This window comes from Promicromonospora sp. NPDC110617, assembly GCF_055598465.1.
The window spans coordinates 180,467-206,451 of sequence record NZ_JBVKBM010000006.1; the positions used below are offsets into that span (position 1 = coordinate 180,467).

Sequence of the window (25,985 nt, forward strand, 5' to 3'; positions counted from 1 at the left end):
TACGGGGTACTGACAGGGGGCGGCGTAATTCGAGCGTGCGGGCGGGTCGCCACGCGACCGTCACCCCGTTGTGACCACCGTAGCGCCGGCCTCGTGCTCCGCGAGGTCGCCCGTCGCGCCGGCCCGGACGGCGCGTCCGCCCAGCACGTAGACGTAGGTCCAGAAGGCGGCGAGCACGATCGCGCCGATGACGATCTTGAGCCACCAGAAGAGCTCGGAGCCGGTCACGAAGCCCTCGACGAGGCCCGAGACCGCCAGGGCCGCCGCGAGCCCGATGACCGTGGTGATCAGGGCGCGGCCCTCGGCGGCCAGCGCGACCGACCGCTTGCGGTGTCCCGGGTCGATCATGGTCCAGAACAGCCGCAGGCCTGCCGCGCCCGCGACGAAGATGCAGGTCAGCTCCAGCAGTCCGTGGGGCGCGATGAGCGTGAGGAACAGGTCGAGCTCGTCGTGCGCGGCCATCATGCCGCCGGTGGCGCCGATCTGGACGGCGTTCTGCCACAGCACGTTCAGGGTGAAGAAGCCGGTGATGCCGCCGGCGACGGCCTGCGCCGCGATCCAGGCGTTGTTGGTGAAGACGACGCCGGCGAACCCGATCCCGGGGTCGTAGTAGGAGGCGAAGGCCTCGTTGACGTAGTTCTCCTGCGCCGACGGCGGCATCAGGGCGTTCATCGCGTCGGCGTCGGAGGCGATGTAGACGCCGGCGACCACCGCGACGAGCACGCACGCGGCCGTCACCGCGTGCGACCACCACCGGATCCGGTAGAACGCCGCGGGCAGCGACACCGTCGCGAACCGCACCACCTCGCGCCACGCGGGTTCGTGCGACCCGGCGATGCGCGTGCGTGCCCGGTTCAGCACGTCGGACAGGCGGGTCACCAGCGCGGGATCCGGCGCGGCGGACCGGACGGTCGACAGGTGCGTGGCCACCGACTGGTACAGGCGCACCAGCTCGTCCGACTCGGCGCCGTCCAGCCGGCGCCGGGAGGCGAGCTCCTTGAGGCGGTCCCACTCTGCGGCGTGCACGGCGGTGAAGGCGTCGATGTCCACGACGGTAGTCTGCCGCACAGGGACCGCGGCGGGTCCCGAGGGCCGCACCATCCGACAGCACCCCGACCGGAGGAAACGTGCAGGACGGCATCGTCATCGGCGAGGGCGTGGTGCTGGACGCACGCCCGGCGTCGTTCATCACGCGCGCCATGGGCGCGATGCTCGACTTCCTCGTGATCGGCGCGGTCGTCGCGGTCGTGCTGATCGTCGGCGCGGTCTGGTTCCTGGAGAACGCCGTGCTGGGCGAGGACATCGCGGCGATCGTCTACGTGCTGGCGAACGTCGTGGTCATGGTGGGCATCCCGGTCACGGTCGAGACGCTGTCGCGCGGCCGCTCGGTCGGCAAGCTCGCCTGCGGCATCCGCGTGGTGCGCGACGACGGCGGCCCGGTCCGGTTCCGGCACGCGCTGGTGCGGGCGCTCATCGGCGTGATCGAGCTGTGGCTGACGTTCGGCGGCATCGCGGCGATCGCGTCGCTGTCCAACGCGAAGGGCAAGCGCCTCGGCGACCTCGCGGCCGGCACGTACGCGGTGCGGGTGCGGGGCGGCAAGCCGGCGTCGGCCCCGGTCGTGATGCCGCAGTCCCTGGCCGCGTGGGCGCACACCGCCGACATGCGCCGCCTGCCCGACGGGCTCGCGCTGGCCGCCCGGCAGATGCTGGGCCGCGCCGCCCGCCTCGCGCCCGAGTCCCGGGCACGGCTGGCCGACGACCTCGCCGGCCGCATCGAGCCCTACGTCGCCCCCGGCCCGCCGCCGGGCACTCACCCCGAGGCGTTCCTGCACGCGGTGCTCGCCGAGCGCCGTGAGCGCGAGCTCGCCGCGGGGCAGCGGGAGCGCCGCCGGGCGGAGGAGCAGGCGGAGCTGCTGCACCGCCTCCCGTTCGCGGTGGCCGACCCGCCGCGCTGAGGCCCGCCGCCGTGAGGCCCGCAGGCCCGCCCGCTCGGACCGGCGCGCTCGGGCCGGCACGGTCAGGTGCGGACGTCGTCCCAGGCGCGCATCAGGCCGCGCGAGCGCAGCACCGCCGAGCAGCGCAGCAGTCCGGCCTGCACCGCCCGGCGCAGCCGGGCCGACGTCGGCCGCTCGACGCCGTAGTGGATCGCGACCGCCAGGCCGAGGCTCAGCGCTCCCGCCGCGAAGAGGGCGACCGTGCGTGTGGTCTCGTGGGCCAGGATGTCGATGACGGCGTACCCGAACTGGGTGTGCACGAGGTACACGGGATAGGTCAGGGCACCGACCGTGCCGAGCACGGTCGCGACCCGCCGGGGTGGGGCGTTCCTGCCACGCAGCGTGGTGGCCCAGACGGCGACGACGCTGGCCAGCATGATCATCACGGCGATCACCGGGTCCACGGTCACGCCCTGCAGGTCGGACGCGCGGCCGGCGGCCTCCTGCACCCGCAGGACGCACAGGACCAGGCCGCCCACGAGCAGCGTGCTGGTGACCAGGTCGAACCCGTCGCGGTAGGCGAGGAACAGCAGCATGCCGACGGCGAAGTACGGGGCGTAGACCGGCACGAGCCAGTCGGCCAGCCAGTGGGCGCCGAACTCCTGCGCGGCCCAGCCCGCGAGGGGCCAGAGGGTGGCGAAGGCCAGCACGCGGTTGCGCGTGAGCGGCCCGAGCGCCAGCACCACGAAGACCAGCAGGTAGAACTTCAGCTCGACCAGCAGGGTCCAGAACACGACCTGGACGCCGGTGACGTCGAAGAGGTCCTGCACCATCGTGAGGTTGACCAGGGTCTCGGTCAGGTTGGTCTGGCGGCCGCCCGACCAGAACTGCTGCAGACCGACGGTCAGCACGATGCACGCCCAGTAGGCCGGGAAGAGCCGGCCCACCCGGGAGGCGACGAAGCCGGCGATCCCCCGGCCGTCGGCGCTGAGCAGGATCACGAACCCCGAGATCATGAAGAACAGCTCGACGCCCAGCCAGCCGTACCGCGTGACCTCGTTGAGCAGCGGGAACGCCCGGTCGGGGTCGGCGCCCCAGTAGCTGGTCACCGTCGAGGTCGCCGTGAAGTGGTAGAGCAGCACGGCGGCCGCGGCGCCGAAGCGCAGGCCGTCCATGGCCACGAGCCGGCCGGTGATCTTCCGGCGCGGACTGCCCGTGGTCGCGGGGCTCGCCTCGGGAACGGACGGGGTCAGGCTCTCGTCAGGACGGGTCATCGCCGCCGACCTTAGATCACGGAACGATAACGGTCAAAGTTCACCCTACCAGAAGCGCCAGGAGCGTTTTAGCCGAAGTGTCCCAGTCATACCCAGCGGCGCGGAGCCGCGCGGCGGACGACCGCTCGGCCCAGGTGGCCGGGTCGTCGAGCGCGCGGACGGCGGCGACGTACCCGTCCACGTCGTCGGGGTCGACGTACGCCCCGGCTGCCCCACCGACCTCGCGGAACACGGGGATGTCGCTGACCACCAGGGGCGTGCCGAGCGTCATGGCCTCCACCAGCGGGAGCCCGAAGCCCTCGTCGCGGGAGCCCGAGACGAGCGCCGTCGCGCCGCGCAGCACGTCACGGTAGACCTCGTCGGACGCGCCGTCGTGGAACACGAGCGTGCCCTCGCCGGCCAGCTCGGTCAGCCGCGTTCGCTGCTCGGCCGTGACCGGGCTCATCAGGTGCAGCTCCCACCCGGGCAGGCGGGCCATGGCGCGGGCCGGCAGCTCCACGTTCTTGTAGGGCATGAACGAGCCCATGTAGACGAGCGACCGGGTGCGGGGCGAGCGGGGCAGGTCCGGCACGGGGTCGGGCGCGTTCGGCACCACGGTCACGGGACGGCGGGTCAGCCGGTGCGCGGCGATCAGGTCGCGCGTGGTCTCCGAGACCGTGACCACGGCGTCGGCCCGGTTCAGCAGCAGCCGCTGCGGCCACCACGCCAGGTGGAACGCCCGCCACAGCAGCCGCACGGCGGCGGGCAGGTTCCGCGGGGGCGTGGGGTGCCGGTAGTAGATGAGGTCGTGCAGGGTCAGGACCACCCGGTAGTCCCGCCCCCAGGTGCCCATGGTCTGCATCGGGCTGAACACGACGTCGGCGCCCGTGCGGCGCACCTGGCGCGCCACGAACGGCTCGCGCCAGCTCGTCGGGGCGCTCACCCGGTGCCACGGCAGCCCGGGCGGCAGGTGCGCGAGCTGGCGCTCGTCGTCCACCAGCACCTCGATCGGGTGCAGCCGGGCCAGCGCCGTGACGATGCCCGCGGTGTACCGGCTGATCCCGTCGTGCCGGCCGACCCGCAGGTAACGACAGTCGACGACGATCTTCATCTGATCTTCCCTCACTGTTCATCCCGGTCGCCGATGGCCTGGAGACCGGCCAGGAAACCGGCCGTCTCGCGGGCCACGACGTCCGGCGCCTCGTAGTGGGCCAGGTGGCCGATCCGCGGGACCACGGCCAGCCGGGCGTCCGCGAGCGCCGCCGCGAGGACCCGCTGGGACGGCAGCGGGGCGACGTCGTCGTTCTCGGAGGCGACCAGCAGCGTCGGCACGGTGATGCGCCCCGCGTAGGCGGAGACGTCCGTACCGACCGACGCGTGGAAGGCCTCCAGCAGGGTGCGCCGGTCGGCGAATCCGGAGAAGTACCGGTCGTGCTCCGCGTGGATCCAGCGCCGCAGGTCAGGGTCGTCGGAGGTGACCATCGCGAGGCTCGCCACGCGGGTGAACAGCGGGTGACGCAGCAGGCCGGTCCCGGCCCGCTCCGGCAGCGCCGCGGCCAGCCGGTGCACCCCCACGGTGACCGCGCTCATCGCCCGGCGCGGGCCGTCCAGCGCCGCCGTCGCGATCGGGTTGACGAGCACGAGCGCGCGCACGGGCGGTTCGCCCGGCACCGGTCCGGCGGCCGGGCCAGCCACCGTCGCCGCCGCGACGATCGAGCCGAAGGAGTGCCCGGCCAGCACGGCGTCACCTCCCGGGGCGACGGCGGCCAGCAGCTCGGCGGTCCACCCGGCGTAGCCGGCGACGTCGTGCACCCCGTCCGGCAGCGGTTCCGACGCGCCGAAACCGGGCAGGTCGGGAACCCATACCTGCAGGTCAGGGCGTTGCGCGACGAGGTCGGCCACGATCGGCTCCAGCCCGTGGTGGTCGCCGCGCAACCCGTGCAGGAACACCAGCCGGTGCGGCGCCGCGGCGTCCCCGTACACCCGGACGTGCGCGCGGACGCCGCGGAGGCGAAGGTCCTCGTCGCGCGCGGGTGTGGCCGCGACGAGTCCCGCGTACGGTGCCTGGAGATCGCGCGAGCGCGTGTCGGTGTTCATCGCGCTGACCCTAAGCACTCGAGGGACGGTCACGGGAGTGGTCGGAGAAAGATGGGGGAAAACCCCCATCTCATTACGGGGGGAAACCTGGTGGCGGAGAAGGGCGTCCTTACGTCACCGTTGTCCCATGCAAGCCATAGCGGTCGCCCTCGCCGTCCTCGGCGCCGCCCTGTTCGCCGGCGCCGCGGTCCTGCAGCACCGCGAGGTGGCCGACCTCTACGGGCAGCCCTTCCCCCGCGAGCGTGTCCTGTCCCTGCGCCGCCTCAGCCGGATCGTCCGCCGGCCCGGCTGGCTGGCCGGGTTCGGGCTCGCGGCGGGCGGCACGATCGTGCACGCGGTGGCGCTGGCGCTCGCGCCGCTCCGGCTGGTCCAGCCGATCGGCGTGCTCGCCGTGCCCGTGGCGGTGCTGCTCTCCTCGCTGCTGCTGCGGCGGGCGCCGGGCCGGAACGTGCTGCTCGGCGTCGCCCTGACCATGGCGGGGGTGGCGGTCTTCGTCGCCGCGTCCGTGAGCGCCACCTCGGGCAACGTGCCGCCGCCCGGGTCCACGCTGCCGACCATCCTGATCGTCGGGGGCGTCGTCGTGGGCCTGGGCGCCGCCGGCCTCGCGGCCGGCGGCTGGCTGCGCTGCGTCGCCTGCGCCACGGCGGGCGCCACCGCGTTCGGCCTGCTCTCCGCGCTCATGCGCGTGATCTTCCAGGAGCTCGCCGTCGGCACCCCCTGGTACGACCCGCAGGTGCTCGGCACCGGCGCGGCGGCGATCGCCGCGCTCGTGCTGGGGGGCTGGCTCGTGCAGCAGGCCTACCCGGCCGGCCCGCCCGAGGTCGTGGTCGCCTGCCTCACGGTCGTGGACCCGATCGTGGCCGTGCTGCTCGGTGCGGTGCTCCTCGGCGAGGGCGCCGACACGCCCGTCGCCACCTGGTTCCTCCTCGGTGGCGCGGCGCTCGCCGCGGCCGCCGGGGTCCTCGTCCTTGCCCGGCTTCACCCCGACGCCGTCGCGGCCCGCGCGGCGCGTACCGCCCCTTCGAGACTTCCCGAACCATCGAGAGGTACAGCACAGTGAACCTGCCTGGTACTCCCCGCACGATCTTGATCGGCGCCGATACCTACCCGCCCGCCGTGAACGGCGCCGCCCGGTTCGCCGGCAGCCTGGCCACCGGCCTGGCCGGCCGCGGGTACGAGGTGCACGTCGTCGCCCCGTCCCCGACGGGCAAGCCCGTGCGCGAGGTGCGCGACGGCGTCGTCCTGCACGGGCTGCGTTCCAGCCGGTACCCCACGCACCACAACCTGCAGATCTCCCTGCCCTGGGAGACCCGCCGGGCGATCGCGGACGTGCTCGACGAGGTCCGGCCCGACGTCGTGCACACCAACGGCAGCTTCATCGTCGGCCGCGCCCTGGTCGACGCCGCGCACCGCCGGGACCTGCCCATCGTGGCGACCAACCACCTGATGCCGGAGAACCTCGTCGGCTACCTGCTGGTGCCCGGCTCGATGCACCGCAGGGTCGGGCGCTGGCTGTGGCAGGACATCGGCCGCGTCTACGCGAAGGCCGACGTGGTCACCGCCCCCACGCCGCGCGCCGTGGACCTGCTGGCGCAGCACGCCGGGCTCAGCCACGCGATCCCCGTGTCCAACGGCATCGACACCGACCGGTACACCACCACCGTCCGCGACGGCCGCACCGAGCCGACGGTCCTGTTCGTAGGTCGCCTGGACCAGGAGAAGCGGGTCGACGAGATCATCCGCGCCTTCGCCCTGCTCCCCGAGGGCCTCCCGGGCCGCCTGGAGATCGTGGGCACCGGCGCGAAGGCCGACGACTGGGCCGCGCTCGCCGCCGAGTCCGGCGTCGCGGGGCGCGTCCGGTTCCGCGGGTACGTGCCCGACGACGAGCTGCTCACGGCCTACTCCGAGGCCGACCTGTTCTGCATGCCGGGGGTGGCCGAGCTGCAGAGCCTCGTCACGCTGGAGGCGATGGCCTCGGGCCTGCCGGTGGTCGCCGCCGACGCGATGGCGCTGCCCCACCTGGTGCGCCCCGGCGTCAACGGCTGGCTCTACACGCCGGGTGACGTGCGCGAGCTGGCCAACCGGCTCGGCGACCTCCTGGCGGACGCCGGCCTGCGCCACCGGATGGGCGCCGCGAGCCGCGAGCTCGTCGCCGCGCACGCCGTGGACGGCACCCTCGACGCGTTCGCGGAGATCTACGAGAAGGTCCACGCCACGCGCGCCACCCCTGCGGCGGCCTGATCGCCTGTCGGGGGTCGAGCCCTGCTGTCGCGGGTCGAGCTTGTCGAGACCCTGGTCTCGACAAGCTCGACCCGCGATGGGCTCGAGCGGCGGAGGTCAGCCGCCGAAGACCGGCGCCACCGCCTTGACCAGCTCGTTGCCGCCGAGCACCAGGAACATCGCGGCCACCAGCACCAGGATCACGTTGACCCACCAGCGGTTGCGCCACTGCTGCGGCACCGCCCTGCTGTTCATCAGGAACAGCAGCGTCAGCGCGAGGAACGGCATGAACAGCGAGCCCAGTGCGCCGTAGACCACGACGAGCAGGATCGGCTTGTCGAGGAACAGCAGCGCCATCGGCGGGAACGTCAGCCAGAGGATGTACCACCGGTAGTAGGTGCCGCCCGCGCCGCGGCGGCGGTCGTCGGCGGGCAGGTTGCGCATCGTGGCCACGAAGTCGGCGAACATGAGCGAGACGCCGTGCCAGACGCCGATCACCGACGAGAACGTCGCGGCGAAGAAGCCGACCAGGAACAGCGGCGCCATGAACGCCCCGTACCGCTGGGCGAGCACGTCGGCGACGTCGACCAGCCCCTGCTCGCCGTCCGCCACCGCCAGGCCCGCCGAGTACAGGAGCTCGGCGCCCACGATCAGCATGGCGATCACGAAGACGCCCGACATGAAGTACGCCCACGCGTTGTCGATCCGCATCACGCGCATCCAGCGCGGCGTGTCCCAGCCCTTCTCGGTGAGCCAGTACCCGTAGGCGGCCAGGGTGATGGTGCCGCCGACGCCACCCGCCAGGCCGAGCGTGTTGAGCACCGCGCCCTCGGGGATGATCGGCACGAGGCCGGCCGCGATCTCGCCGAGGTTCGGCGCCGTCAGCGCCGCCGAGCCCACGACGGTCACGAACATGACGCCGATGAGCACGGCCATGACGTTCTCGAACGGCTTGTACTTGCCGAACCACACCAGCAGCAGGCCGGCCACGCCGGCGGCCATCGCCCAGTACCGCACCTCCAGCACCGGGAACAGGCCGTTCAGCGCGAGGCCGACGCCGGACATCGCCGCCGCGCCGTAGCTGAAGCCCCAGACGACCACGTAGATGCCGAAGTAGACGACGGCCCACAGGCCGAGCGACTTCCAGCCGTCGAAGATGGTGCGGCCGGTCGCGAGCGTCCAGCGGCCGGCCCCCTCGACCAGCGCGATCTTCACGACGACGCCGAGGATCACCGCCCACAGCAGCGCGTACCCGTAGTTGCTGCCCGCGACCATCGTGGCGACCAGGTCACCGGCGCCGATGCCGGTGGCCGCGACGACGAGGCCCGGGCCGATGATCCGCCAGCGCGGTCTCTCCAGGGACTCGCCGCTCCCGGGGCCGGCGCCTCCCGAACCACCGGCCGTGGCCGTCGTCTGCGGGCCGGCCGTCGGCCGGTCCCCTGGACCCCCGTGCGAAGTGACCTCATTGTCCTTTTCCATGGCGTGACTGTACCCAGGCGTTTCACCCACCCAAAAGGGACGCGCCCCGCACCGGCCCGTGTCACAGAGGTTTAACAGGACCGTTATGTATTGCATACACAGGCAACCCCTCAGGAGTGATTGTATGCAATCGTCCTTCTCAGACCCGGATTGGATTCTCCAGTGCGCACACCACCGCCGCGGCTGCGCGGCCCCCTCGCCCCCGCCGCCGGCCTTCTCGCCGCGGCGCTCGTCCTGTCCGGCTGTCAGGAGGTGCAGACCGCCGCCCCCGTCCAGGAGACGGCGGACGTCACGGGCGTCACCCTGGACGGCCGGACGATCTCCGAGGGCGGCGACCTCGTCATGGCCCTGTCGGCCGAGCCCGACGTGCTCGACCCCACCACGTCGTCGTCGCTCTACACGCGCTACGTCATGCAGACCATGTGCGAGAAGCTCTACGACATCGACGAGGCGGGCGAGATCGTCCCGATGCTCGCCACCGAGCTGCCCGAGGTGTCCGACGACGGCCGCACCGTCACCTTCCCGGTCAAGGAGGGCGTGCAGTTCGCCGACGGCACGCCGTTCGACGCCGAGGCCGTGAAGACCTCGATCGAGCGCCACCTCACCAAGGAGGACTCGTCCCGCCGCAGCGAGCTGGGCCCGATCGAGCAGGTGACCGCGCTGGACGACAGCACCGTCGAGATCACCTACGAGACGCCGTTCGCGCCGCTCACCGCCGTGCTGGCCGACCGCGCGGGCATGATCATGTCGCCCACGGAGCTGGAGAAGGCCGGCGACGACTTCGGCGAGCACCCCGTCTGCGTGGGCGCCTTCAAGTTCGCCGAGCGCGTGCCGCAGACGTCGATCACGGTCGAGCGCGACCCGCTGTACTACGACGCCGAGAACGTGCACCTGGACTCGATCACGTACCGGATCATCACGGACGCCAGCATCCGCTCCGCCAACCTGCGCTCCGGCGACGTCCAGGTGGCCGACACCCTCTCGACCCAGGATCTCGCCGAGCTGGAGGACGCCGAGGGCGTCGGCCTCCTGGAGGTCGGCTCCCTGGGCTACCAGGCCATGACGGTCAACGTCGGCAACACCGACGGCGTCGGCGCCCCGCCCGGGAAGATCGACACCCCGATCGCCACGGACCCGCGGGTGCGCGAGGCCTTGTCGATGGCCGTGGACCGCGAGCAGCTCGTGAAGTCCGTCTTCAACGACCGGTTCGACCCGGCCTGCTCGCCCATCTCCCCCGCGTCGACGTTCAGCACCGCGGCGAGCGAGGCATGCCCGGAGTACGACCCCGAGGGCGCCAAGGCGCTCCTGGAGGAGGCCGGCGCGGACGTGCCGTACAAGATCGAGATCAAGGTGACCAACACGCCCGACACCCTGCGCCTGGCGCAGGCCGTGCAGGCCTCGGTGGCCGAGGGCGGGTTCGAGCTGACGATCGTGCCCGTCGAGTACTCCTCGCTGCTGGAGGTCCAGGAGCAGGGCGACTTCGACCTGCTGCAGCTCGGCTGGTCGGGCCGCGTGGACCCGCACGGCAACATGTTCAACTTCCTGTCCACGGGCGCCGGCAACAACTACTCCGGGTACAGCGACCCCGAGGTCGACGACCTGCTCACGCAGGCCGCCACCGTGATCGACCCGGCCGAGCGGGCCGACCTGTACGGCCAGGTCGTCACGAAGGTCCAGGAGGACAACCCGATCATCTACCTCTACCGGACGCGCAGCATGACCGGCTACGCCGACGAGGTGGCGGGCATCTCCACGTACGCCGACGGCGTGGTCCGGCTGAGCCACGCCGCGTTCGTCGAGGCGAGCTGAGCCCACGGTGCGTCGTTACCTCCTCGTCCGCCTCGGGCAGTCGGCGATCACGCTGCTGCTGGCGTCGATGGTGATCTTCCTGGGCGTGCGCATGCTGCCCGGCGACCCCGCGCTCGCGATGGCGGGCGAGGAGGCCACGCCGGAGCGGCTCGCCATGATCCGCGCCGACCTCGGCCTGGACCAGCCGGTCTGGGTGCAGTACGGGCGGTTCCTCGCCGAGGTCGCCTCGGGCGACCTCGGCGAGTCCACCCGCACCGGGGCGTCCGTCGCGAGCATGATCGGCGCCACGCTGCCCGTGACGCTGTGGCTGTCGCTCTACGCGATCGTCGTGGCCGTCGTGACCGGCGTGGCGCTCGGCCTGCTCGCCGAGCGCTACCGCGGCCGCTGGCCCGAGTGGGTCGCGAACGCCGCGGCGCTGACCAGCCTGTCCGTGCCGAACTTCTGGCTCGGCATGCTCGCGATCCTCTACCTGTGCATCGGCCTGGGCCTGTTCCCGGCGTCGGGCTACGTGCCGCTCACGGACGACCCGGTGGGCTGGCTGGTGCACCTGACCCTGCCGGCGCTGATCCTCGGCACCGGCCTGGCCGCCGTCATCATGCGGCAGACCCGCGCCTCCATGATCGAGGCCATGCGCACCGACTACGTGCGCACGGCCCGCGCCAAGGGCCTCGGCCGCACCCGGGTGCTGCTGCGGTACGGGCTGCGCAACTCCCTGATCGTCGTGGTCACGATCGCCGGGCTCCAGCTCGGTGGCCTCATCTCGGGCGCTGTCGTGACCGAGCAGATCTTCGCCCTGCCGGGCTTCGGCAAGCTCACGCTCGACGCCGTCTTCCAGCGCGACTACCCGGTGATCCAGGCCGTCGTCGTGCTCACCACGGTGGGCTACGTGCTGGTCAACCTCGCCGTGGACGTCCTGTACTCCGTCATCGACCCGCGTATCCGAGTGGGAGGTCGCTCATGACCGTCATCGAGCACAGCGGTCTCGCACCGGATCCGGGCCCCGCCGTCGTCGGGCCTCGGCGCCTGCTGTCCCGCCTGCGCACGCCGCAGGCGATCACCGGCGCCGCGATGCTCGCGGTGGTGGTGCTGGCCGGGCTCCTCGCGCCCCTGCTGGCGCCGCACGGGCCGGCCGAGGTGCACTTCGACGCCCCGTTCCAGCTCCCCGGCACCGTCGGCTTCGCGCTCGGCACGGACGACCTGGGCCGCGACGTGCTGTCCCGGATGATGTACGGCATCCGGGCGTCGCTCATGGTGGGGATCGTGGCGGTGGGCCTCGCCGTCGTCGTCGGCACGCCGCTCGGGCTGGCCGCCGGCTACTGGCGCCTGCTCGACGCGCCCGTCTCGCGCCTGACCGACGTGACGCTCGCGTTCCCGTTCCTCATCCTGGCCGTGGGGCTGGCCGCCATCAACGGGCCCAGCCTGGCCGGGGCCGCGATCTCGCTCGGCATCGCGCAGGTGCCGACCATGGTGCGCGTGGTGCGCGCCGAGACGATGCGGCTCAAGGAGAGCCCGTTCGTGCTGGCCGCGACCGCGATGGACGCGTCCGGTCCCCGGATCCTCGCGCAGCACGTGCTCCCCAACTGCCTGTCCGCGATCATCGTGCAGGCCACGGTGATCATGCCGGCGGCGGTCCTGGGCGAGGCCGTGCTCTCGTTCCTGGGGCTCGGCATCCAGCCGCCCACCCCGTCCCTGGGCATCATGCTCTCGGACGCGCAGCAGTACCTGGGCCGCGCGCCCACCGCCGCGCTGTTCCCCGGGCTGGCCATCGTGGCCATCTGCCTCGGCTTCAACCTCCTCGGGGACGCCCTGCGCGACGCCCTCGACCCGTCCACCGACCGTAAGTGAGTGTCATGACCTCCGCTCCGTCCGCCCGGCCCACCTCGCCGTTCGTCCGCCCCACCACCCCGGCCACGCGGCCCGACCTGCGGGGCACGTTCGGGATGGTGGGCTCCACCCACTGGATCGCCACCGCGAGCGCCCAGGCCGTGCTCGAGCGCGGCGGCAACGCGTTCGACGCCGCGGTCGCCGGCGCGTTCGTGCTGCACGTCGTGGAGCCGCACCTCAACGGGCCGGGCGGTGACATGACCGGCGTCTTCGTGACGGCGGACGAGCCGGCGCACCCGCGCGTCCTGGTGGGCCAGGGTCCCGCTCCCGCCGGCGCGACGATCGAGCACTACCGGTCCGAGGGCCTCGACCTGGTACCCGGCTCGGGCGCGCTGGCGGCGGCGGTGCCGGGCAGCGTCGACGCCTGGCTGCTGCTCCTGCGCGACCACGGCACCTGGGACCTGGGCGACGTGCTGGCCTACGCGATCGGGTACGCCCGCGACGGGCACCCACTGCTGGAGCGGGTCGCGGGCACCCTGCGCACGGTCGCGGACCTGTTCCGGGACCACTGGCCCACGTCGGCGGCCCACTGGCTGCCCGACGGCGAGGTGCCCGCCCCGGGCACGGTCGTGACGAACCCGGAGTACGCCGACCTGCTGGACGCCGTGGTCGCCGCGGGTGCCCAGGGCACGGACCGCGCGGCGGCGATCGACCTGGCCCGTGCCGCGTGGCGCGAGCGGGTGGGCGCGGCCGTCGAGGAGTTCGTGGCCACGCCGCACCGGCACTCCGACGGCGGCGACCACGCCGGCGTCATCACGGCGGCCGACGTCGCGGCCTTCTCGGCGTCGTACGAGGACGCCACGACCGTCACCTTCCGCGGGTACACGATCGCCAAGACCGGCGCGTGGGGCCAGGGCCCGGCGCTGCTGGCCACCCTCAAGATCCTGGAGGGGTTCGACGACGCCGCGCTGGACCCGTCCACGGAGCTCGGCGCGCACACGGTCATCGAGGCGCAGAAGCTCGCGCTGGCCGACCGCGACGTCTGGTACGGCGACCCGGCCGCCGACGACGTGCCGCTGACGTACCTGCTGAGCGAGGAGTACGCGGCCGCACGGCGGGCGCTGATCACGGACGCCGCGAGCCACGAGCTGCGCCCGGGCGACGTGCCGGGCCGGACGACGCCGGTCCCGCCGGTGCTGCGCACCGAGTACGCCACGAACGCGCCCGCGGGGTCGCTGCCGGGCGCACCCGGGGGCGGCGCGGCGGCGGGCGTGGGCGAGCCGACGGTCGAGGTCCCCTCCCCCGACTCCCCCGAGCACACCGGCGCGACCCGCGGCGACACGTGCCACATCGACGTCGTGGACCGCTGGGGCAACATGGTCTCGGCTACGCCGTCGGGCGGCTGGCTGCAGTCCTCCCCGACGGTGCCGGGGCTGGGCTTCTGCCTGGGCACCCGCCTGCAGATGACGTGGCTGGACGAGGCGTCGCCGTCGGCCCTGACGCCCGGGCGACGTCCCCGGACCACGCTGACGCCGACGCTCGTGCTGCGCGACGGCGAGCCGGTCATCGCGCTCGGCTCGCCGGGCGGCGACCAGCAGGACCAGTGGCAGCTCCTGTTCCTGCTGCGGGTGCTGGTGGGCGGGTACACGCCGCAGCAGGCGATCGACGCGCCCGCCCTGCACACGACGTCGTTCCCCGGCTCGTTCTGGCCGCGCACGTGGACGCCGGGCGGGGCTGTCGTGGAGGACCGGCTGGGCGACGACGTCATCACCGCGCTGGAGGGCCGCGGCCACGTCGTGACCCGGGCCGGCGACTGGGCGCTGGGGCGCCTGTCCGCCGTGACCCGCGACCCGGCCACGGGCCTGCTGGGCGCGGCCGCCAACCCGAGAGGAGCGCAGGGATATGCCGCAGGACGCTGACACCACCCCTGTGCCGGACGGCGGGTCGGGCCCGGACCGCGGGTCGAGCCTGTCGAGACCACCCCTCCTGCGCGTGCGTGGCCTGGACGTCGCCTACGGCGACACCCCCGTCGTGCGCGGCGTCGACCTCGACGTCGCGCGCGGGGAGCGGGTGGCGATCGTGGGCCAGTCGGGCTCCGGCAAGTCGACGGTGATCGCCGCGCTCCTGCGGCTCCTGCCCGGCGCGGGCCGGATCACCGGCGGCACCGTCGAGCTCGACGGCGAGGACCTGGCCGCGGCCGGCGAGGCCCGGATGCGGGCCGTCCGGGGCGGCCGGATCGGGCTGGTGCCGCAGGACCCGGGCACCAACCTCAACCCGGCCATGCGGCTGGGCGACCAGGTGGCCGACGCGCTGCGCGCCGACGGGCTGCGCGGCCCGGCGGTGCGGCGGCGGGTGCTGGAGCTGCTGGCCGAGGCCGGCGTGCCCGAGCCGGAACGCCGCGCCCGGCAGTTCCCGCACGAGTTCTCCGGCGGCATGCGCCAGCGCGTGCTCATCGCGATGGCGCTGGCGCGCGAGCCGGAGCTGCTGCTCGCCGACGAGCCGACGTCGGCCCTGGACGTGACCGTGCAGCGGCGCATCCTGGACCATCTGGTGGCGCTGGCCGAGGCGCACGGGACCGCGATGATCCTGGTCACGCACGACCTGGGGCTGGCGGCCGACCGCGCGGACCGGGTGATCGTGATGCTCGACGGGCAGATTGTGGAGCAGGGCACGCCCGAGCAGGTGCTGCGGTCCCCGCAGCACGAGTACACGCGGCGGCTGGTCGCGGCGGCGCCCGCGGCCGTCGTCGCGCAGGGCGAGGCGGCGGCTCCGGCCGCGCCGGCCGCCGGCGGCGACGGCCCGGCCGGCGACGTCGTCACCGTGCAGAACCTCGTCAAGGAGTACCGGGTGCGCGGGCGCGGCGGGCTGCTGCGCGCCGTCGACGACGTGTCGTTCGCCGTGCCGCGCGGCGGCACCACGGCCCTGGTGGGCGAGTCGGGCTCGGGCAAGACGACGGTCTCGCGCATCCTGCTGGGCCTGGAGACGCCCACCTCCGGCGAGGCGCTGGTGGACGGCAGGGCCATCGCCGGGGCGGGCCGGGCCGAGCGGCGCGCCCTGCGCCGCCGGGTGCAGCCGGTGTTCCAGGACCCGTACGCGTCGCTCGACCCGACCCACACCGTGGAGCGGGTGATCGACGAGCCGCTGCGGATCTTCGGCATCGGCGACCGGGAGTCGCGCCGGGCGCGGGTCGCGGAGCTGCTGGACCAGGTGGCGCTCCCCCGGGACGTCGCGCAGCGGCACCCGGGCGCGCTGTCCGGCGGGCAGCGGCAGCGGGTCGCGATCGCGCGGGCCCTGGCCCCCGAGCCGGAACTGCTGGTGCTCGACGAGGCGGTCTCGGCGCTCGACGTGCTGGTCCAGGAGCAGATCCTGGACCTGCTCGCTGACCTGCAGGAACGGCTCGGTGTGTCGTACCTCTTCATCAGCCACGACCTCGCGGTGGTCCGCGGCATAGCGGATAATGTGGTGGTGCTGCGGCAAGGCCGCGTCGAGGAGCAGGGGTCCGTCGACGACGTGTTCCACTCCCCGCGGGCCGACTACACCCGAGACCTGCTAGGAGCCATCCCCGGTGCCGCCTTTGCCCGATGAGCCCGCGCTCCCCGCTCTGGTGCGACCCACCGTGCAGGACGCGATCCGGCGCGACATCATCGCCGGCGTCCTGACGCCCGGCGCCCGCGTGACGGAGGCCTCGCTGGCCCAGCGGTACGACGTCTCGCGGGTGCCGGTCCGCGAGGCGCTGCGCGGCCTGGAGAGCGAGGGGTTCATCGACTCCCGGCCGCACGTGGGCTCGCGGGTCGCCGCGATCCCGGTGCACGACGCCGACGACCTGTTCGCGGTGCGGGAGGCGCTGGAGGTGTCCACCGCGCGCAGCGCGGCCCGGCGGGCGGCGTCGCTCTACTCGGGCGACGAGAGCCCCGAGGACTGGTGGCGCCTGCGGCGGCAGATCGCGGCTCTGCTCGACGCCGGGGACGCGCACGTCGCCGCCGGCGACCTGGACCCCCTGGTCGGCATCAACGACCAGATCCACATCGCGATCGCCGAGCTCAGCGGCAGCGCGACCCTGACCCGGCTGCTGCGCCAGCTCTCCTGGAAGATCGAGTGGCTCTACGCCGCCGACATGCAGTCGCGCGGCAAGCGGCTCTGGCCCGACCACCGGGTGATCGTCGGGGCGATCGACGCCGGCGACGGCGAGCGGGCCGCGGCCCTCATGGCGGCCCACGTCCGGGAGTCGCGGATCGGCTACCTGTCGCGCTACGGCGTCACGCGGCCCAGCTCGGACCCCGAGGTCGCCGCCGCCGTCGCCGCGCGCTCGGCCGCCGCGCCGGGCGGCACCGTGCCCGGCGCGGATACCGTGGGGGCGTGACGAGCGACGAGCAGACGGGGTCCGGGCACGACGGTTGCGGGTGCGGGTGCGGAACCCCGGGGCGGGAGGCGTTCGTCCAGCTCGGTTCCCGCCCGGCGGACGCCGCCACGACGCCCGTCCGGGGCCGGCACGACCTCGAGCAGGCCCGGGTGCCCGCCGGCCGGTTCACCATGGGCGACTCGTCGGGCGACCGGAACCCCGGCGACGGCGAGACGCCGCGCCACGAGGTGACGCTCCACGCGTTCGAGATCGACGCGACCACGGTGACGAACGCCGACTTCGCACGGTTCGTCGACGACACCGGCTACCGCACCGAGGCGGAGACGTTCGGCTTCTCCGCGGTGTTCCACCTTGCCGTCGCGGCCGACCCCGGCGACATCATGGGCCAGGCCGACGGCACGCCGTGGTGGTTCGGCGTCCAGGGCGCGGACTGGGCGCACCCGGGCGGGCCGCGCTCCGGCGTCGACGGCCTGGAGGACCACCCCGCAACCCACGTGAGCTGGAACGACGCCGTCGCCTACTGCGCGTGGGCGGGCCGGCGCCTGCCCACGGAGGCCGAGTGGGAGTACGCCGCCCGCGGCGGCGTCGAGGACGCGAAGTACCCCTGGGGCGACGCCGAGGTGGACGACGCCGGGTGGCGCGCCAACATCTGGCAGGGCTCGTTCCCGCGGACGAACACGCTCGACGACGGCTGGCTCACCACCGCGCCGGTGCGGACGTTCGAGGCCAACGGGTACGGCCTGTGGCAGCCGGTGGGCAACGTCTGGGAGTGGTGCCAGGACTGGTTCGACCCGGGCTACTACGCGCACTCCCCCGCGGCGAACCCGCCGGGCCCGGACCGGGGCGCCCAGCGGATCCTGCGGGGCGGCAGCTACCTGTGCCACATCTCGTACTGCAACCGCTACCGCAACTCGGCGCGCTCGTCGAACACTCCGGACTCGTCGATGGGCAACGCGGGCTTCCGCACGGTCGCCCTCACCCCGGGCGGGTAGGGCGGAGCCGCTCAGGTCAGCAGATCGCGGTACTGCGGACGGGCCTTCATCGCGTGGATGACCAGCGTCTCGCCGGAGTCGAAGTCGAGGGTCACCAGCTCGAGCAGCCGCCCGGCGTCGTCGAACCCGAGCAGGAGCCAGCGGCGAGGGTCGTCCTCGTCGTCCAGGGGCGCACGGTAGGCCGGTTCCTCGACCGCGCGCCGGACCCCGGCCTCGGTCAGCCGGTCTCGCCGAAAGTGCTTGCGGGCTGAGTCGTGCAGCCTCACGCGACATGCGCCCAGGCGCGCACCGCGGCCCGGATCGCCTCGGACCGGTTCGCCAGCCCCTCCGCCTTGGCCTGCCGGTCCAACGCAGCAAGCGTCGCGGCGTCGAGCCGGGCCGGAACGACCTCGCCCGGTCCGTCGCCGGCCGGCGGACGACCGCGGCGACGCAGCTTGGTCACGTCATAGCCGGCCTCGGCCTCGTCGGCCCAGTCCTGGATCTGTTCCTCGCTCACCGCCTGCCCGCGGATCTTCCTGTCACTCATGTCAATATCGTATACGTAAAGCGGTGGCAGTCAACGGCTGTGCTCCGCTGGTCAGCCGAACGTAGGAGTAGTCGCCTTCAGAGCGCTCCTGCGGCGACTACTCCTATCCTACGTTCGGCCTCTGGGTGCCACGGGCCAGGATCAGAACGTGCGGTGGGTCCAGCGGCCCGCCAGGAGGGTGGCCGCCACCGGCATCTCGCGCAGGGTCGCCGCGGCGGCGTCCACGGCGCCGGGGTCCACGTCGCCGCCGTCCGCGCCGAGAACGAGCGGGTCGGCGTCCAGGACCACCAGGTCGGCCGGCGCCCCCGCCGTCGGGAGTAGGCCGCGCCCGTCCGTCGACGCCTCCAGGGCCGTGCGCAGGCCGATCCGCTGCTCCGGGTGCCAGGGCGCCCGGCCGTCCCGCGACCGGCTGACCGCGGCGGCGACCGCGAACCACGGGTCGAGCGGCGCGACCGGCGCGTCCGAACCCAGGGCGAGCACCGCGCCGGCGTCGTCCAGCGCGCCGAACGCGAAGGCTCGGCCGGTGCGCCCCGACCAGTGCCGGTCGGCGATGTCGCGGTCGTCCATGGCGTGCTCGGGCTGGACGGAGGCGACCACGCCGAGCTCGGCGAACCGCGCGAGGTCGGCGGGGTCGAGGAGCTGCGCGTGCTCGACCGAGCCGCGCGCGGCGGTCGCGGCGAACGCGTCCAGCGCGAGCGTGTTGGCGTGGTCGCCGATCGCGTGGATCGCGCACCGCAGCCCGCCGGCGTGCGCCCGTGCCATGAGCGGGACCAGCTCCGCGGGCGGCACCGACAGGATCCCGTGCGCCTCGGGCCCGGTCAGGCCCGGGTACGCGTCGTGGCAGTAGGCGGTGCGCGTGTTGAGCGAGCCGTCGGTGACCACCTTGAACGGCCCCTGCTCCAGCAGGCCGGCCGTGCCGGGCAGCACGTCGCCGCTGCGCAGCCCCTCGGCCAGGACGTCGTCGAGCCACGGGGTCCAGACCCCGGCGCGGACCCGCAGCGCGCCGAACCCGCCGGCGAACCGGCGGCGCCAGGCCGTGAGGTTGTCCGTGATCTCCAGGTCGACGACGCCGACCACGCCGCGCGCCGCGGCGGCCGCGGCGGCGTCGGCCACCCAGGCGTCGGCCAGGTGGTCCGGCGCCCGGTCGACGGCGGCGGCCAGCGGCAGCCACTCCGCCTCGCGCAGCACGCCCGTGGGGTGCGCGCCGACGCCGACGAACTGCAGGCCGGCCCTGCTGAGCCACGCGCAGTGCAGGTCGCCGGACACGAGCACCACGGGCACCTCGCCCGCGACGGCGTCCAGCAGGTCCGCCGTGGGGACGTCGGGCCACAGCCCGTCCCGGAACCCGTAGCCGACCAGCGCCGTGCCGGGCTCGGGTGGCCCCTCGGCGAGCCGGTCGCGCACCAGGGCGACGGCCTCGGCGGCCGAGCGAGCGCCCGACAGGTCGAGCCGGCGCCGCACGAGCGCCCACTGCGTGAGATGCACGTGCGCGTCCCAGAGTCCGGGCATGAGGGTGCGCCCACCCAGGTCGACGCGCTCGACGCCGCCGTCGCCGACCCGCCCGGCCGGCCCGACGGCGGCCACCACCCCGTCCCGCACCAGCACGTCGACGAGCCCGCCGACCGCTCCGCCGACCGCCCCGTCGGCGGATCCGTCGAACGGAGGACTGCTCGGCGCAACACCCCCCGATCCGCCGACGGAGCCTACGTTCGGCACCCCGCCGACCAGGCGGGCGTTCGTCAGCAGCAGGGGCGCGGCGGCGGTCATGCGGCGCCGTCCGGGCGGCGGTCCAGCTCGGCGCGCACCTCGGCCGCGAGCGCCGGCTGCGCGTAGTGCGGGTCGGACCCGAGCGCCGTCACGACGCGCTCGACGACGGCGCGCGGCTTGTCCTGGCTCAGCTTCGCCTTGCCCTGCCAGCGGTTGACGCGCAGGCGGAACGCGGCGGCGCCCTTGGCGATGCGGTGGGCGTACTCCTCGACGCCCGGCAGCCGGACAGGCTCGGGCATGACCGACTCGTACCGGTCGACGGTGTCGGACAGGACCGCGTACGACTCCTCCGGCCCGAGCAGCTCGACGGTGCACCAGAGGTGGACGGCGAGGTAGTTCCACGTCGGCACGGCGGGCGTCATGTCGTACCAGCCGGGCGAGACGTAGCCGTGCGGACCCTGCACGATCAGCAGGGACTCGCGGCCGCTGTCCAGCGCGTGCAGCACCTCGTCCGGGCGGCCGACGTGGCTGAGCAGGCTCATCGGTGCGCCCGGGGGCGTGTCCTCCAGCAGGACCGGCAGGTGGGAGGCGACCGGGGCGCCGTCGTCGGCCACGGAGACCAGGGTGGCCCAGCCGTGGGTGCGGACCAGGTCGCGCACGCGGGCCTCGTCCTGGATGTCGTAGTCGCTCGTGTGGATCACAGGGTCATCGAACCATCACGCCGGGCCCGTCCGGGACCCGTCCCGTGTGACCGACGCGTAAAACTTTCATTTCCTTCTGAAACTTCATTGACCTTGATCACCGGTGTGCGCTCAACTGTTCGCCACCCGAGCAGGACCCGGTGCGCGAGAGCGCGCTACCCGTGGAGGAACCATGAACCCGAGACTCCGGTCGCTCCCCTACCGCGCTGGTACGGCGGCGACCGCCCTCGCGCTGACCCTCGCCCTGTCCGCCTGCGGTTCGACCGACGGCGACGATGCCGCCGGTGCCGCCGGCGGCGGCGCCATCAGCGTGGCCGTCACCGACCCGATCCAGACGGTCCCCGGCCGCCAGACCGTCGCCTACGACCTGAACATGGCCGTCTGGTCGCCGCTGACCTGGGTCGACGCCGACGGCGAGCTCACCTACGTGGCCGCCGAGTCGATCGAGTCGGACGACGCCACCACCTGGACCGTCACGCTGCGCGACGGCTGGACGTTCCACGACGGCACCCCGGTGACCGCACAGTCGTACGTCGACTCCTGGAACGCCGTCGCCTACGGGCCCGACGCCTTCGAGAACTCCGGCCAGCTCTCCGGCATCGCCGGGTACGACGACCTGAACCCCGCCGAGGGAGACCCCGAGACCAAGGAGATGTCGGGCCTGGCCGTCACGGACGACCTGACGTTCACCGTGACGCTCGACGGCCCCGACGGGCAGTTCCCGATGCAGGTCAGCCAGGCCCAGACCGCGATGTACCCGATGCCCGCCTCCGCCCTGGAGGACATGGACGCCTACAACACCCACCCCGTGGGCAACGGCCCGTTCGTCGTGGTCGGCGACTACGTGGAGAACGAGCCGATCGAGACCGAGGCGTACGCCGACTACCAGGGCACCGCCCCCACGGTCGACGCCATCTCGTTCGTGCCGTACGCCGACGCCACCACCGCCTACACCGACGTCCAGGCGGGCAACATCGACGTCGCGAGCGTGCCGGCGGCCCGGCTGCCGCAGGCCTCCGGCGACTTCGGCGAGCGCCTGTACACCTTCGAGGCGCCCGGCATCTCCTACCTCGGCCTCCCGCTGTGGGACGAGCGGTACGAGGACGTGCGGGTGCGCCAGGCCATCTCGATGGCGATCGACCGCGAGACCATCTCCGACGTCGTCTACGGCGGCCTCTACACCCCGGCCACCGCGTTCACCCCGGCCGTCGAGGCGGGCACGCCCGAGGGCATCTGCGGCGACTTCTGCACGTACGACCCGGAAGCGGCCAAGGCGCTCCTGGACGAGGCCGGCGGGTTCGACGGCACCATCGACATCTACTTCCCGGGCGGCATCGGGCTCGACGAGCTGTACAAGGCGATCGCCAACCAGCTCCGCCAGAACCTGGGTGTCGAGGCCGTCGCCACGCCGAGCGCGGACTGGGCCGAGTTCTCCGAGAACCGCACGAACGGCGACATCGACGGCCCGTTCTTCTCCCGCTGGGGCGCCCTGTACCCCAGCCAGCAGAACACGCTGCGCTCGTTCTTCGTGGAGAACGGCGGCTGCCCCAACTGCATCCCGTACTACGAGGACGACGTCGCCGACCTGATCGCGGCGGCCGACGCCGAGGCCGACCCCGACGCGGCCGGCGCGGCCTACGCCGCGGTGCAGGAGCGCCTCCTGGAGGACTTCCCGGCGCCGCCGCTGTTCTTCGAGACCTACTCCTACGTGACCTCGGAGCGCGTCGCGGAGCTGCCGACGTCCGCGGTGGGCAACCCGACCTTCTCCGCCGTCGTGCTCGCCGAGGGCGCATGAACGGCACCGCCACCGGGGGGCTCGACGCGGGCCTGCTCGACGACGTGCTCGACCGGGCCCGCGCCGTCCCCCCGATCAGCGACTTCCCCACCGTCGACGCGCTCCTGGACTGGTTCTCGGCCCTGGCCGACGACCACCCGTCGCTCGTGCGCCGGCGGCGCGTGGGGACGTCGCGGCTCGGGGAGCCGATCGAGATGTTCTCGGTGGGTGACGGGCCGCGGCCGCACCTGCTCTTCGCGGGCGTGCACCCCAACGAGCCCATCGGGTTCCGCACGCTCCAGCACCTGGCCACCGAGCTGGTCGCCGACCCGGGGCTGCGCGCCTCGACCGGCGCCACGTGGCACCTCGTGCCGTGCATCGACCCGGACGGCACCCGGCTCAACGAGTCCTGGTTCGGCGACCCCGCCGACCGCGCCGCCTACGCCCGGGGCTTCTACCGGCCGGCGCCGTCGGAGCAGGTGGAGTGGACGTTCCCGTTCGCGTACAAGGGCGCGTACTTCGACGACGTGATCCCCGAGACCCAGGCGCTCATGCGCCTGATCGACGAGCTGCGCCCCGAGCTGATGGTCAGCCTGCACAACGCCGAGCTGGGCGGCGTCTACTACTACCTCAGCGAGGACCTGCCGGACGCCGTCGGCCCGCTGCACGCCGTGCCCGCGGCGCTCGGCCTGCCGCTCGACACGGGCGAGCCCGAGTCCCCCGCCCTGCAGCGGCTGGCCCCCGCCATCTACCGGGCCGGCTCGACCCGCGACGAGTACGACTACCTGGAGTCCCTCGGGCTCGACGCCCCGTCGCTCGTGGGCGGCGAGGGGTCGGCGGCCTACGCCCGGCGGCACGGGACGGTCAGCCTGATCGCGGAGCTGCCGTACTGGTCGCACCCGGCCGCGGACGACACGGCTGCGAGCGACGCCGACTACGCGGACGTCGTCCGGACCAAGGCCGAGGCGCTCGTCGAGCTCGGCGGCACCCTGACCGGCCTGCTGGACGAGGCCCGGGGCGACCTGACGCTGCGCAGCCCGTTCCTGCGGGCCAGCGAGTCCTTCGTGCCGATGATGACGGACGCGGGCACCAGCGAGCTCGTGCGGGCCGGGCGGCTGCCGTCACGGCCCGCGACGGGCGCCGAGGTGTTCAGCAGCGAGGAGGTCGTGCGGATGTTCCGGCTGCGGTTCGGCGGCATGCTGGTCCGCGCGCTGGCGGCCGAGGCCGCGGCCGGGCTGGCCACGGCCCGGCTGCACCGCGTGCACGCGCGGGCCCGGGAGCTGTACGACGGCTGGCTGGCCGACGCCCAGTCCGTGGCGGGCCTGGAGGTGCTGCCGGTCGAGCGGCTCGTGGGCGTGCAGTACGGCGCCACGCTGGCCGTGTCGCACGTGCTGGCGGCGCGCGGGTCGGGCTCCGGCTCCGGCAGCCCCAAGGCAGGGGGCGGACGGCGATGACCCGGCGCGTCACCCGGCGCCTGGTCGACCTGGTCGTGGTCTTCCTCGGCGTCACGCTGATCATCTACCTCATGGTCTTCGCGCTGCCCGGGGACCCGATCGCCGCCCTCGGCGGCGACCGGCCCCTAGCCCCCAACGTGGTGGCCGAGCTGCGCGAGCGGTACCACCTGGACGAGCCCGTGCTCCAGCAGTACCTGCGCTACCTCGGCGGACTGCTGCAGGGCGACCTCGGCACCACGTTCCAGGGGCAGTCCGTGGCCGACCGCATGGCCCTGCGCTGGCCCGTCACCATCACCCTGGCGCTGACCGCCTGGGGCATCGAGGTGCTGCTCGGCGTGCTGCTCGGCCTGGTGGCCGGGCTGCGCGCCGGGGCCGTCAGCGACCGCCTGGTCCTGGCCGGCACCGTCGTCGCGACGTCGATCCCGGTGTTCGTGCTCGCCGTCTCCGCCCAGCTCTGGCTGGGCGTGGAGCTCGCCTGGTTCCCCGTGGCGGGCACCGGCGCGGGGTGGCCGACGGCGTACCTGCTGCCCGCCACGGTCATCGCCGTGTTCGGGCTCGCCTCGGTGGCCCGCCTGATGCGCGGCTCCGTGGTGGACACGCTGCGCACCGACTTCGTGCGGACCCTGCGGGCCAAGGGCCTGCGGGAGCGCCAGGTGGTCGGCGTGCACGTCCTGCGCAGCTCCGCGATCCCGGTGCTCACCTACCTCGCGATCGACCTCGGGTACCTGCTCGGCGGGACCGTCGTGGTCGAGGGCGTGTTCAACCTGCCCGGCGTCGGGCAGCTCCTGTTCCAGGCGATCCGCGCCCACGAGGGACCCACGATCGTGGGCGTGTCCACCGCGCTCATCCTGGTGTTCCTGCTGACCAACCTGCTGGTCGACCTGCTCGCCTCCGTCCTCGACCCGAGGATCCGCCATGAGTGAACCCCTGCCCGCCGCCCCCGTCACGACGGGCCCCGCCGCGGGAGCCGCGGCCCCGGCCGTCACCGCACCGGCCGTCGCCCGGCGCGGCGTCTGGCGCACCCTGCGCCGTCGTCCGCTGTTCTGGGTGTCCGCGGCCGTGCTCACCGTGCTCGGCCTGGTCGCGCTGGTCCCCTCGGCGTTCGCCGGCTGGTTCGGCCACCCCGACCCGCGGGCCTGCGACCTGGCTTCCAGCGCCCTGCCGCCCGGCGGCGGGCACGTGCTCGGCACCGACGTGCAGGGCTGCGACGTGTGGGCCAACGTCGTGTTCGGCACGCGCGCGTCGCTCACCGTGGGGCTGCTGTGCACCGCCGTGGCGCTGGCCGTCGCACTGGTGGTCGGCACGCTGGCCGGCTACTACGGCGGCTGGCTCGACCGGGTCGTGGCCCGGCTGACCGATGTGTTCCTCGGGTTCCCGTTCCTGCTCGGCGCCGTGGTGGTGCTGACGTCGGTGGGCTCGCGGTCCGCCGTGTCCGTGGCCCTCGTGCTGGCGCTGTTCTCGTGGCCCACGATGGCGCGGCTCGTGCGCGGCTCGGTGCGCACGGTGCGCGACGCGCCCTACGTCGAGGCGGCCCGCGCCATGGGCCTGCCCGACCGGCGGATCATCGCGCGCTACGTGCTGCCCAACGCGATCGGTCCGGTGCTGGCCGTCGCGACGATCATGGTGGGCAGCGTGATCGTGGCGGAGTCGACGCTCACGTTCCTCGGGCTGGGGCTCAACGCGCCGTCGATCTCGTGGGGGCTGCAGCTCTCCAGCGCGCAGTCGTTCTTCCAGACGTCGCCGCACATGCTGGTGGCGCCCGCCGTGGTGCTCACGATCACGGTGCTCGCCATGATCACCCTGGGTGACGTGCTGCGCGACGTGCTCGACCCGAGGGGTCGCTCGTGAGTCCGGC

Annotated in this window: 23 protein-coding genes; 14 read left to right on the forward strand and 9 right to left on the reverse strand. The window is 73.8% G+C overall.

Features of this window, described 5'->3' with window-relative positions; translation table 11 throughout:
• Positions 1–60 precede the first annotated feature (60 nt).
• Entirely contained in the window at positions 61–1,050 is a 990-nt protein-coding gene (locus ACZ7LE_RS26240; RefSeq protein ID WP_470406150.1) for a stage II sporulation protein M, read from the reverse strand.
• 77 nt (positions 1,051–1,127) lie between these two features.
• Here ACZ7LE_RS26240 and ACZ7LE_RS26245 point away from each other — a divergent pair, with 77 nt between their 5' ends.
• On the forward strand, positions 1,128–1,955 hold the full coding sequence (locus ACZ7LE_RS26245) for an RDD family protein (RefSeq protein WP_470406151.1): 828 nt from the start codon (positions 1,128–1,130) through the stop codon (positions 1,953–1,955).
• Between the two features lie 62 nt (positions 1,956–2,017).
• Here ACZ7LE_RS26245 and ACZ7LE_RS26250 read toward each other — a convergent pair whose 3' ends face one another.
• The 3 genes from ACZ7LE_RS26250 to ACZ7LE_RS26260 are packed head-to-tail and all read right to left on the reverse strand — an operon-like array spanning position 2,018 to position 5,284.
• On the reverse strand, positions 2,018–3,208 hold the full coding sequence (locus ACZ7LE_RS26250) for an acyltransferase family protein (protein WP_470406152.1): 1,191 nt from the start codon (positions 3,206–3,208) through the stop codon (positions 2,018–2,020).
• 40 nt (positions 3,209–3,248) lie between these two features.
• Entirely contained in the window at positions 3,249–4,298 is a 1,050-nt protein-coding gene (locus ACZ7LE_RS26255; RefSeq protein WP_470406153.1) for a glycosyltransferase family 4 protein, read from the reverse strand.
• Between the two features lie 11 nt (positions 4,299–4,309).
• Positions 4,310–5,284: an alpha/beta fold hydrolase gene (locus tag ACZ7LE_RS26260; RefSeq protein WP_470406154.1), complete on the reverse strand. Its 975-nt coding sequence runs from the start codon at positions 5,282–5,284 to the stop codon at positions 4,310–4,312.
• 127 nt (positions 5,285–5,411) lie between these two features.
• Here ACZ7LE_RS26260 and ACZ7LE_RS26265 point away from each other — a divergent pair, with 127 nt between their 5' ends.
• Positions 5,412–6,344, forward strand: coding sequence for a DMT family transporter (locus tag ACZ7LE_RS26265; protein WP_470406155.1), 933 nt, complete (start codon positions 5,412–5,414; stop codon positions 6,342–6,344).
• Positions 6,341–7,525: a glycosyltransferase gene (locus tag ACZ7LE_RS26270; protein WP_470406156.1), complete on the forward strand. Its 1,185-nt coding sequence runs from the start codon at positions 6,341–6,343 to the stop codon at positions 7,523–7,525. Before ACZ7LE_RS26265 ends, ACZ7LE_RS26270 begins: the two co-directional genes overlap by 4 nt.
• Positions 7,526–7,621: 96 nt before the next feature.
• Here the strand turns inward: ACZ7LE_RS26270 and ACZ7LE_RS26275 are convergent, their stop codons facing one another.
• Positions 7,622–8,983 carry an Nramp family divalent metal transporter gene (locus ACZ7LE_RS26275; RefSeq protein ID WP_470406157.1) on the reverse strand — a complete coding sequence of 454 codons (1,362 nt, stop codon included), beginning with the start codon at positions 8,981–8,983 and terminating at the stop codon, positions 7,622–7,624.
• 162 nt (positions 8,984–9,145) lie between these two features.
• Here ACZ7LE_RS26275 and ACZ7LE_RS26280 point away from each other — a divergent pair, with 162 nt between their 5' ends.
• The 7 genes from ACZ7LE_RS26280 to ACZ7LE_RS26310 are packed head-to-tail and all read left to right on the forward strand — an operon-like array spanning position 9,146 to position 17,968.
• Positions 9,146–10,792, forward strand: a complete 1,647-nt coding sequence (locus tag ACZ7LE_RS26280; protein ID WP_470406158.1) for an ABC transporter substrate-binding protein — start codon at positions 9,146–9,148, stop codon at positions 10,790–10,792.
• A 7-nt stretch (positions 10,793–10,799) separates the two neighbouring features.
• Complete coding sequence (locus tag ACZ7LE_RS26285; RefSeq protein ID WP_285108271.1) at positions 10,800–11,753, forward strand: ABC transporter permease; 954 nt, start codon at positions 10,800–10,802, stop codon at positions 11,751–11,753.
• Positions 11,750–12,637, forward strand: a complete 888-nt coding sequence (locus ACZ7LE_RS26290) for an ABC transporter permease (protein WP_470406159.1) — start codon at positions 11,750–11,752, stop codon at positions 12,635–12,637. The genes ACZ7LE_RS26285 and ACZ7LE_RS26290 overlap by 4 nt, the downstream gene beginning before the upstream one ends.
• A 5-nt stretch (positions 12,638–12,642) precedes the next feature.
• Positions 12,643–14,535: a gamma-glutamyltransferase family protein gene (locus ACZ7LE_RS26295; protein ID WP_470406160.1), complete on the forward strand. Its 1,893-nt coding sequence runs from the start codon at positions 12,643–12,645 to the stop codon at positions 14,533–14,535.
• On the forward strand, positions 14,519–16,201 hold the full coding sequence (locus ACZ7LE_RS26300) for a dipeptide ABC transporter ATP-binding protein (protein WP_470406161.1): 1,683 nt from the start codon (positions 14,519–14,521) through the stop codon (positions 16,199–16,201). The genes ACZ7LE_RS26295 and ACZ7LE_RS26300 overlap by 17 nt, the downstream gene beginning before the upstream one ends.
• 19 nt (positions 16,202–16,220) lie before the next feature.
• The gene (locus tag ACZ7LE_RS26305; protein ID WP_470406162.1) at positions 16,221–16,976 is read left to right on the forward strand and encodes a GntR family transcriptional regulator; all 756 of its coding nucleotides are present in this window, start codon (positions 16,221–16,223) and stop codon (positions 16,974–16,976) included.
• Positions 16,973–17,968 carry a formylglycine-generating enzyme family protein gene (locus ACZ7LE_RS26310; protein WP_470406163.1) on the forward strand — a complete coding sequence of 332 codons (996 nt, stop codon included), beginning with the start codon at positions 16,973–16,975 and terminating at the stop codon, positions 17,966–17,968. The genes ACZ7LE_RS26305 and ACZ7LE_RS26310 overlap by 4 nt, the downstream gene beginning before the upstream one ends.
• Before the next feature lie 11 nt (positions 17,969–17,979).
• Here the strand turns inward: ACZ7LE_RS26310 and ACZ7LE_RS26315 are convergent, their stop codons facing one another.
• The 4 genes from ACZ7LE_RS26315 to ACZ7LE_RS26330 all read right to left on the reverse strand — a co-directional run bounded on the left by ACZ7LE_RS26315 (position 17,980) and on the right by ACZ7LE_RS26330 (position 20,902).
• Positions 17,980–18,234 carry a toxin gene (locus ACZ7LE_RS26315; RefSeq protein WP_470406164.1) on the reverse strand — a complete coding sequence of 85 codons (255 nt, stop codon included), beginning with the start codon at positions 18,232–18,234 and terminating at the stop codon, positions 17,980–17,982.
• Entirely contained in the window at positions 18,231–18,494 is a 264-nt protein-coding gene (locus ACZ7LE_RS26320; protein WP_470406165.1) for a ribbon-helix-helix domain-containing protein, read from the reverse strand. Before ACZ7LE_RS26320 ends, ACZ7LE_RS26315 begins: the two co-directional genes overlap by 4 nt.
• Before the next feature lie 141 nt (positions 18,495–18,635).
• Positions 18,636–20,261, reverse strand: coding sequence for an amidohydrolase (locus tag ACZ7LE_RS26325; protein ID WP_470406166.1), 1,626 nt, complete (start codon positions 20,259–20,261; stop codon positions 18,636–18,638).
• On the reverse strand, positions 20,258–20,902 hold the full coding sequence (locus ACZ7LE_RS26330) for an FMN-binding negative transcriptional regulator (RefSeq protein WP_470406167.1): 645 nt from the start codon (positions 20,900–20,902) through the stop codon (positions 20,258–20,260). Before ACZ7LE_RS26330 ends, ACZ7LE_RS26325 begins: the two co-directional genes overlap by 4 nt.
• 172 nt (positions 20,903–21,074) lie before the next feature.
• Between ACZ7LE_RS26330 and ACZ7LE_RS26335 the strand changes: the two genes are divergently transcribed.
• From ACZ7LE_RS26335 to ACZ7LE_RS26350, 4 genes are read left to right on the forward strand one after another with little or no spacing between them, the layout of a single operon-like run.
• Positions 21,075–22,697, forward strand: coding sequence for a peptide ABC transporter substrate-binding protein (locus ACZ7LE_RS26335; RefSeq protein WP_470406168.1), 1,623 nt, complete (start codon positions 21,075–21,077; stop codon positions 22,695–22,697).
• The gene (locus ACZ7LE_RS26340; protein ID WP_470406169.1) at positions 22,694–24,130 is read left to right on the forward strand and encodes a M14 family zinc carboxypeptidase; all 1,437 of its coding nucleotides are present in this window, start codon (positions 22,694–22,696) and stop codon (positions 24,128–24,130) included. Before ACZ7LE_RS26335 ends, ACZ7LE_RS26340 begins: the two co-directional genes overlap by 4 nt.
• Positions 24,127–25,053 (forward strand): ABC transporter permease, encoded by a 927-nt coding sequence (locus tag ACZ7LE_RS26345; protein WP_470406170.1) that lies wholly within the window; start codon positions 24,127–24,129, stop codon positions 25,051–25,053. Before ACZ7LE_RS26340 ends, ACZ7LE_RS26345 begins: the two co-directional genes overlap by 4 nt.
• Positions 25,046–25,978 carry an ABC transporter permease gene (locus ACZ7LE_RS26350; RefSeq protein ID WP_470406171.1) on the forward strand — a complete coding sequence of 311 codons (933 nt, stop codon included), beginning with the start codon at positions 25,046–25,048 and terminating at the stop codon, positions 25,976–25,978. The genes ACZ7LE_RS26345 and ACZ7LE_RS26350 overlap by 8 nt, the downstream gene beginning before the upstream one ends.
• The last annotated feature ends 7 nt before the right edge of the window (positions 25,979–25,985 follow it).

Bases quoted from the DNA above. Each gene is read 5' to 3' on its own strand.
- ACZ7LE_RS26265 (WP_470406155.1), top strand. From the start codon at position 5,412: ATGCAAGCCATAGCGGTCGCCCTCGCCGTCCTCGGCGCCGCCCTGTTC.
- ACZ7LE_RS26250 (WP_470406152.1), bottom strand. From the start codon at position 3,208: ATGACCCGTCCTGACGAGAGCCTGACCCCGTCCGTTCCCGAGGCGAGC.
- ACZ7LE_RS26345 (WP_470406170.1), top strand. From the start codon at position 24,127: ATGACCCGGCGCGTCACCCGGCGCCTGGTCGACCTGGTCGTGGTCTTC.
- ACZ7LE_RS26335 (WP_470406168.1), top strand. From the start codon at position 21,075: ATGAACCCGAGACTCCGGTCGCTCCCCTACCGCGCTGGTACGGCGGCG.
- ACZ7LE_RS26290 (WP_470406159.1), top strand. From the start codon at position 11,750: ATGACCGTCATCGAGCACAGCGGTCTCGCACCGGATCCGGGCCCCGCC.
- ACZ7LE_RS26340 (WP_470406169.1), top strand. From the start codon at position 22,694: ATGAACGGCACCGCCACCGGGGGGCTCGACGCGGGCCTGCTCGACGAC.
- ACZ7LE_RS26300 (WP_470406161.1), top strand. From the start codon at position 14,519: ATGCCGCAGGACGCTGACACCACCCCTGTGCCGGACGGCGGGTCGGGC.
- ACZ7LE_RS26295 (WP_470406160.1), top strand. From the start codon at position 12,643: ATGACCTCCGCTCCGTCCGCCCGGCCCACCTCGCCGTTCGTCCGCCCC.
- ACZ7LE_RS26275 (WP_470406157.1), bottom strand. From the start codon at position 8,983: ATGGAAAAGGACAATGAGGTCACTTCGCACGGGGGTCCAGGGGACCGG.
- ACZ7LE_RS26255 (WP_470406153.1), bottom strand. From the start codon at position 4,298: ATGAAGATCGTCGTCGACTGTCGTTACCTGCGGGTCGGCCGGCACGAC.
- ACZ7LE_RS26350 (WP_470406171.1), top strand. From the start codon at position 25,046: ATGAGTGAACCCCTGCCCGCCGCCCCCGTCACGACGGGCCCCGCCGCG.
- ACZ7LE_RS26325 (WP_470406166.1), bottom strand. From the start codon at position 20,261: ATGACCGCCGCCGCGCCCCTGCTGCTGACGAACGCCCGCCTGGTCGGC.
- ACZ7LE_RS26260 (WP_470406154.1), bottom strand. From the start codon at position 5,284: ATGAACACCGACACGCGCTCGCGCGATCTCCAGGCACCGTACGCGGGA.
- ACZ7LE_RS26320 (WP_470406165.1), bottom strand. From the start codon at position 18,494: ATGAGTGACAGGAAGATCCGCGGGCAGGCGGTGAGCGAGGAACAGATC.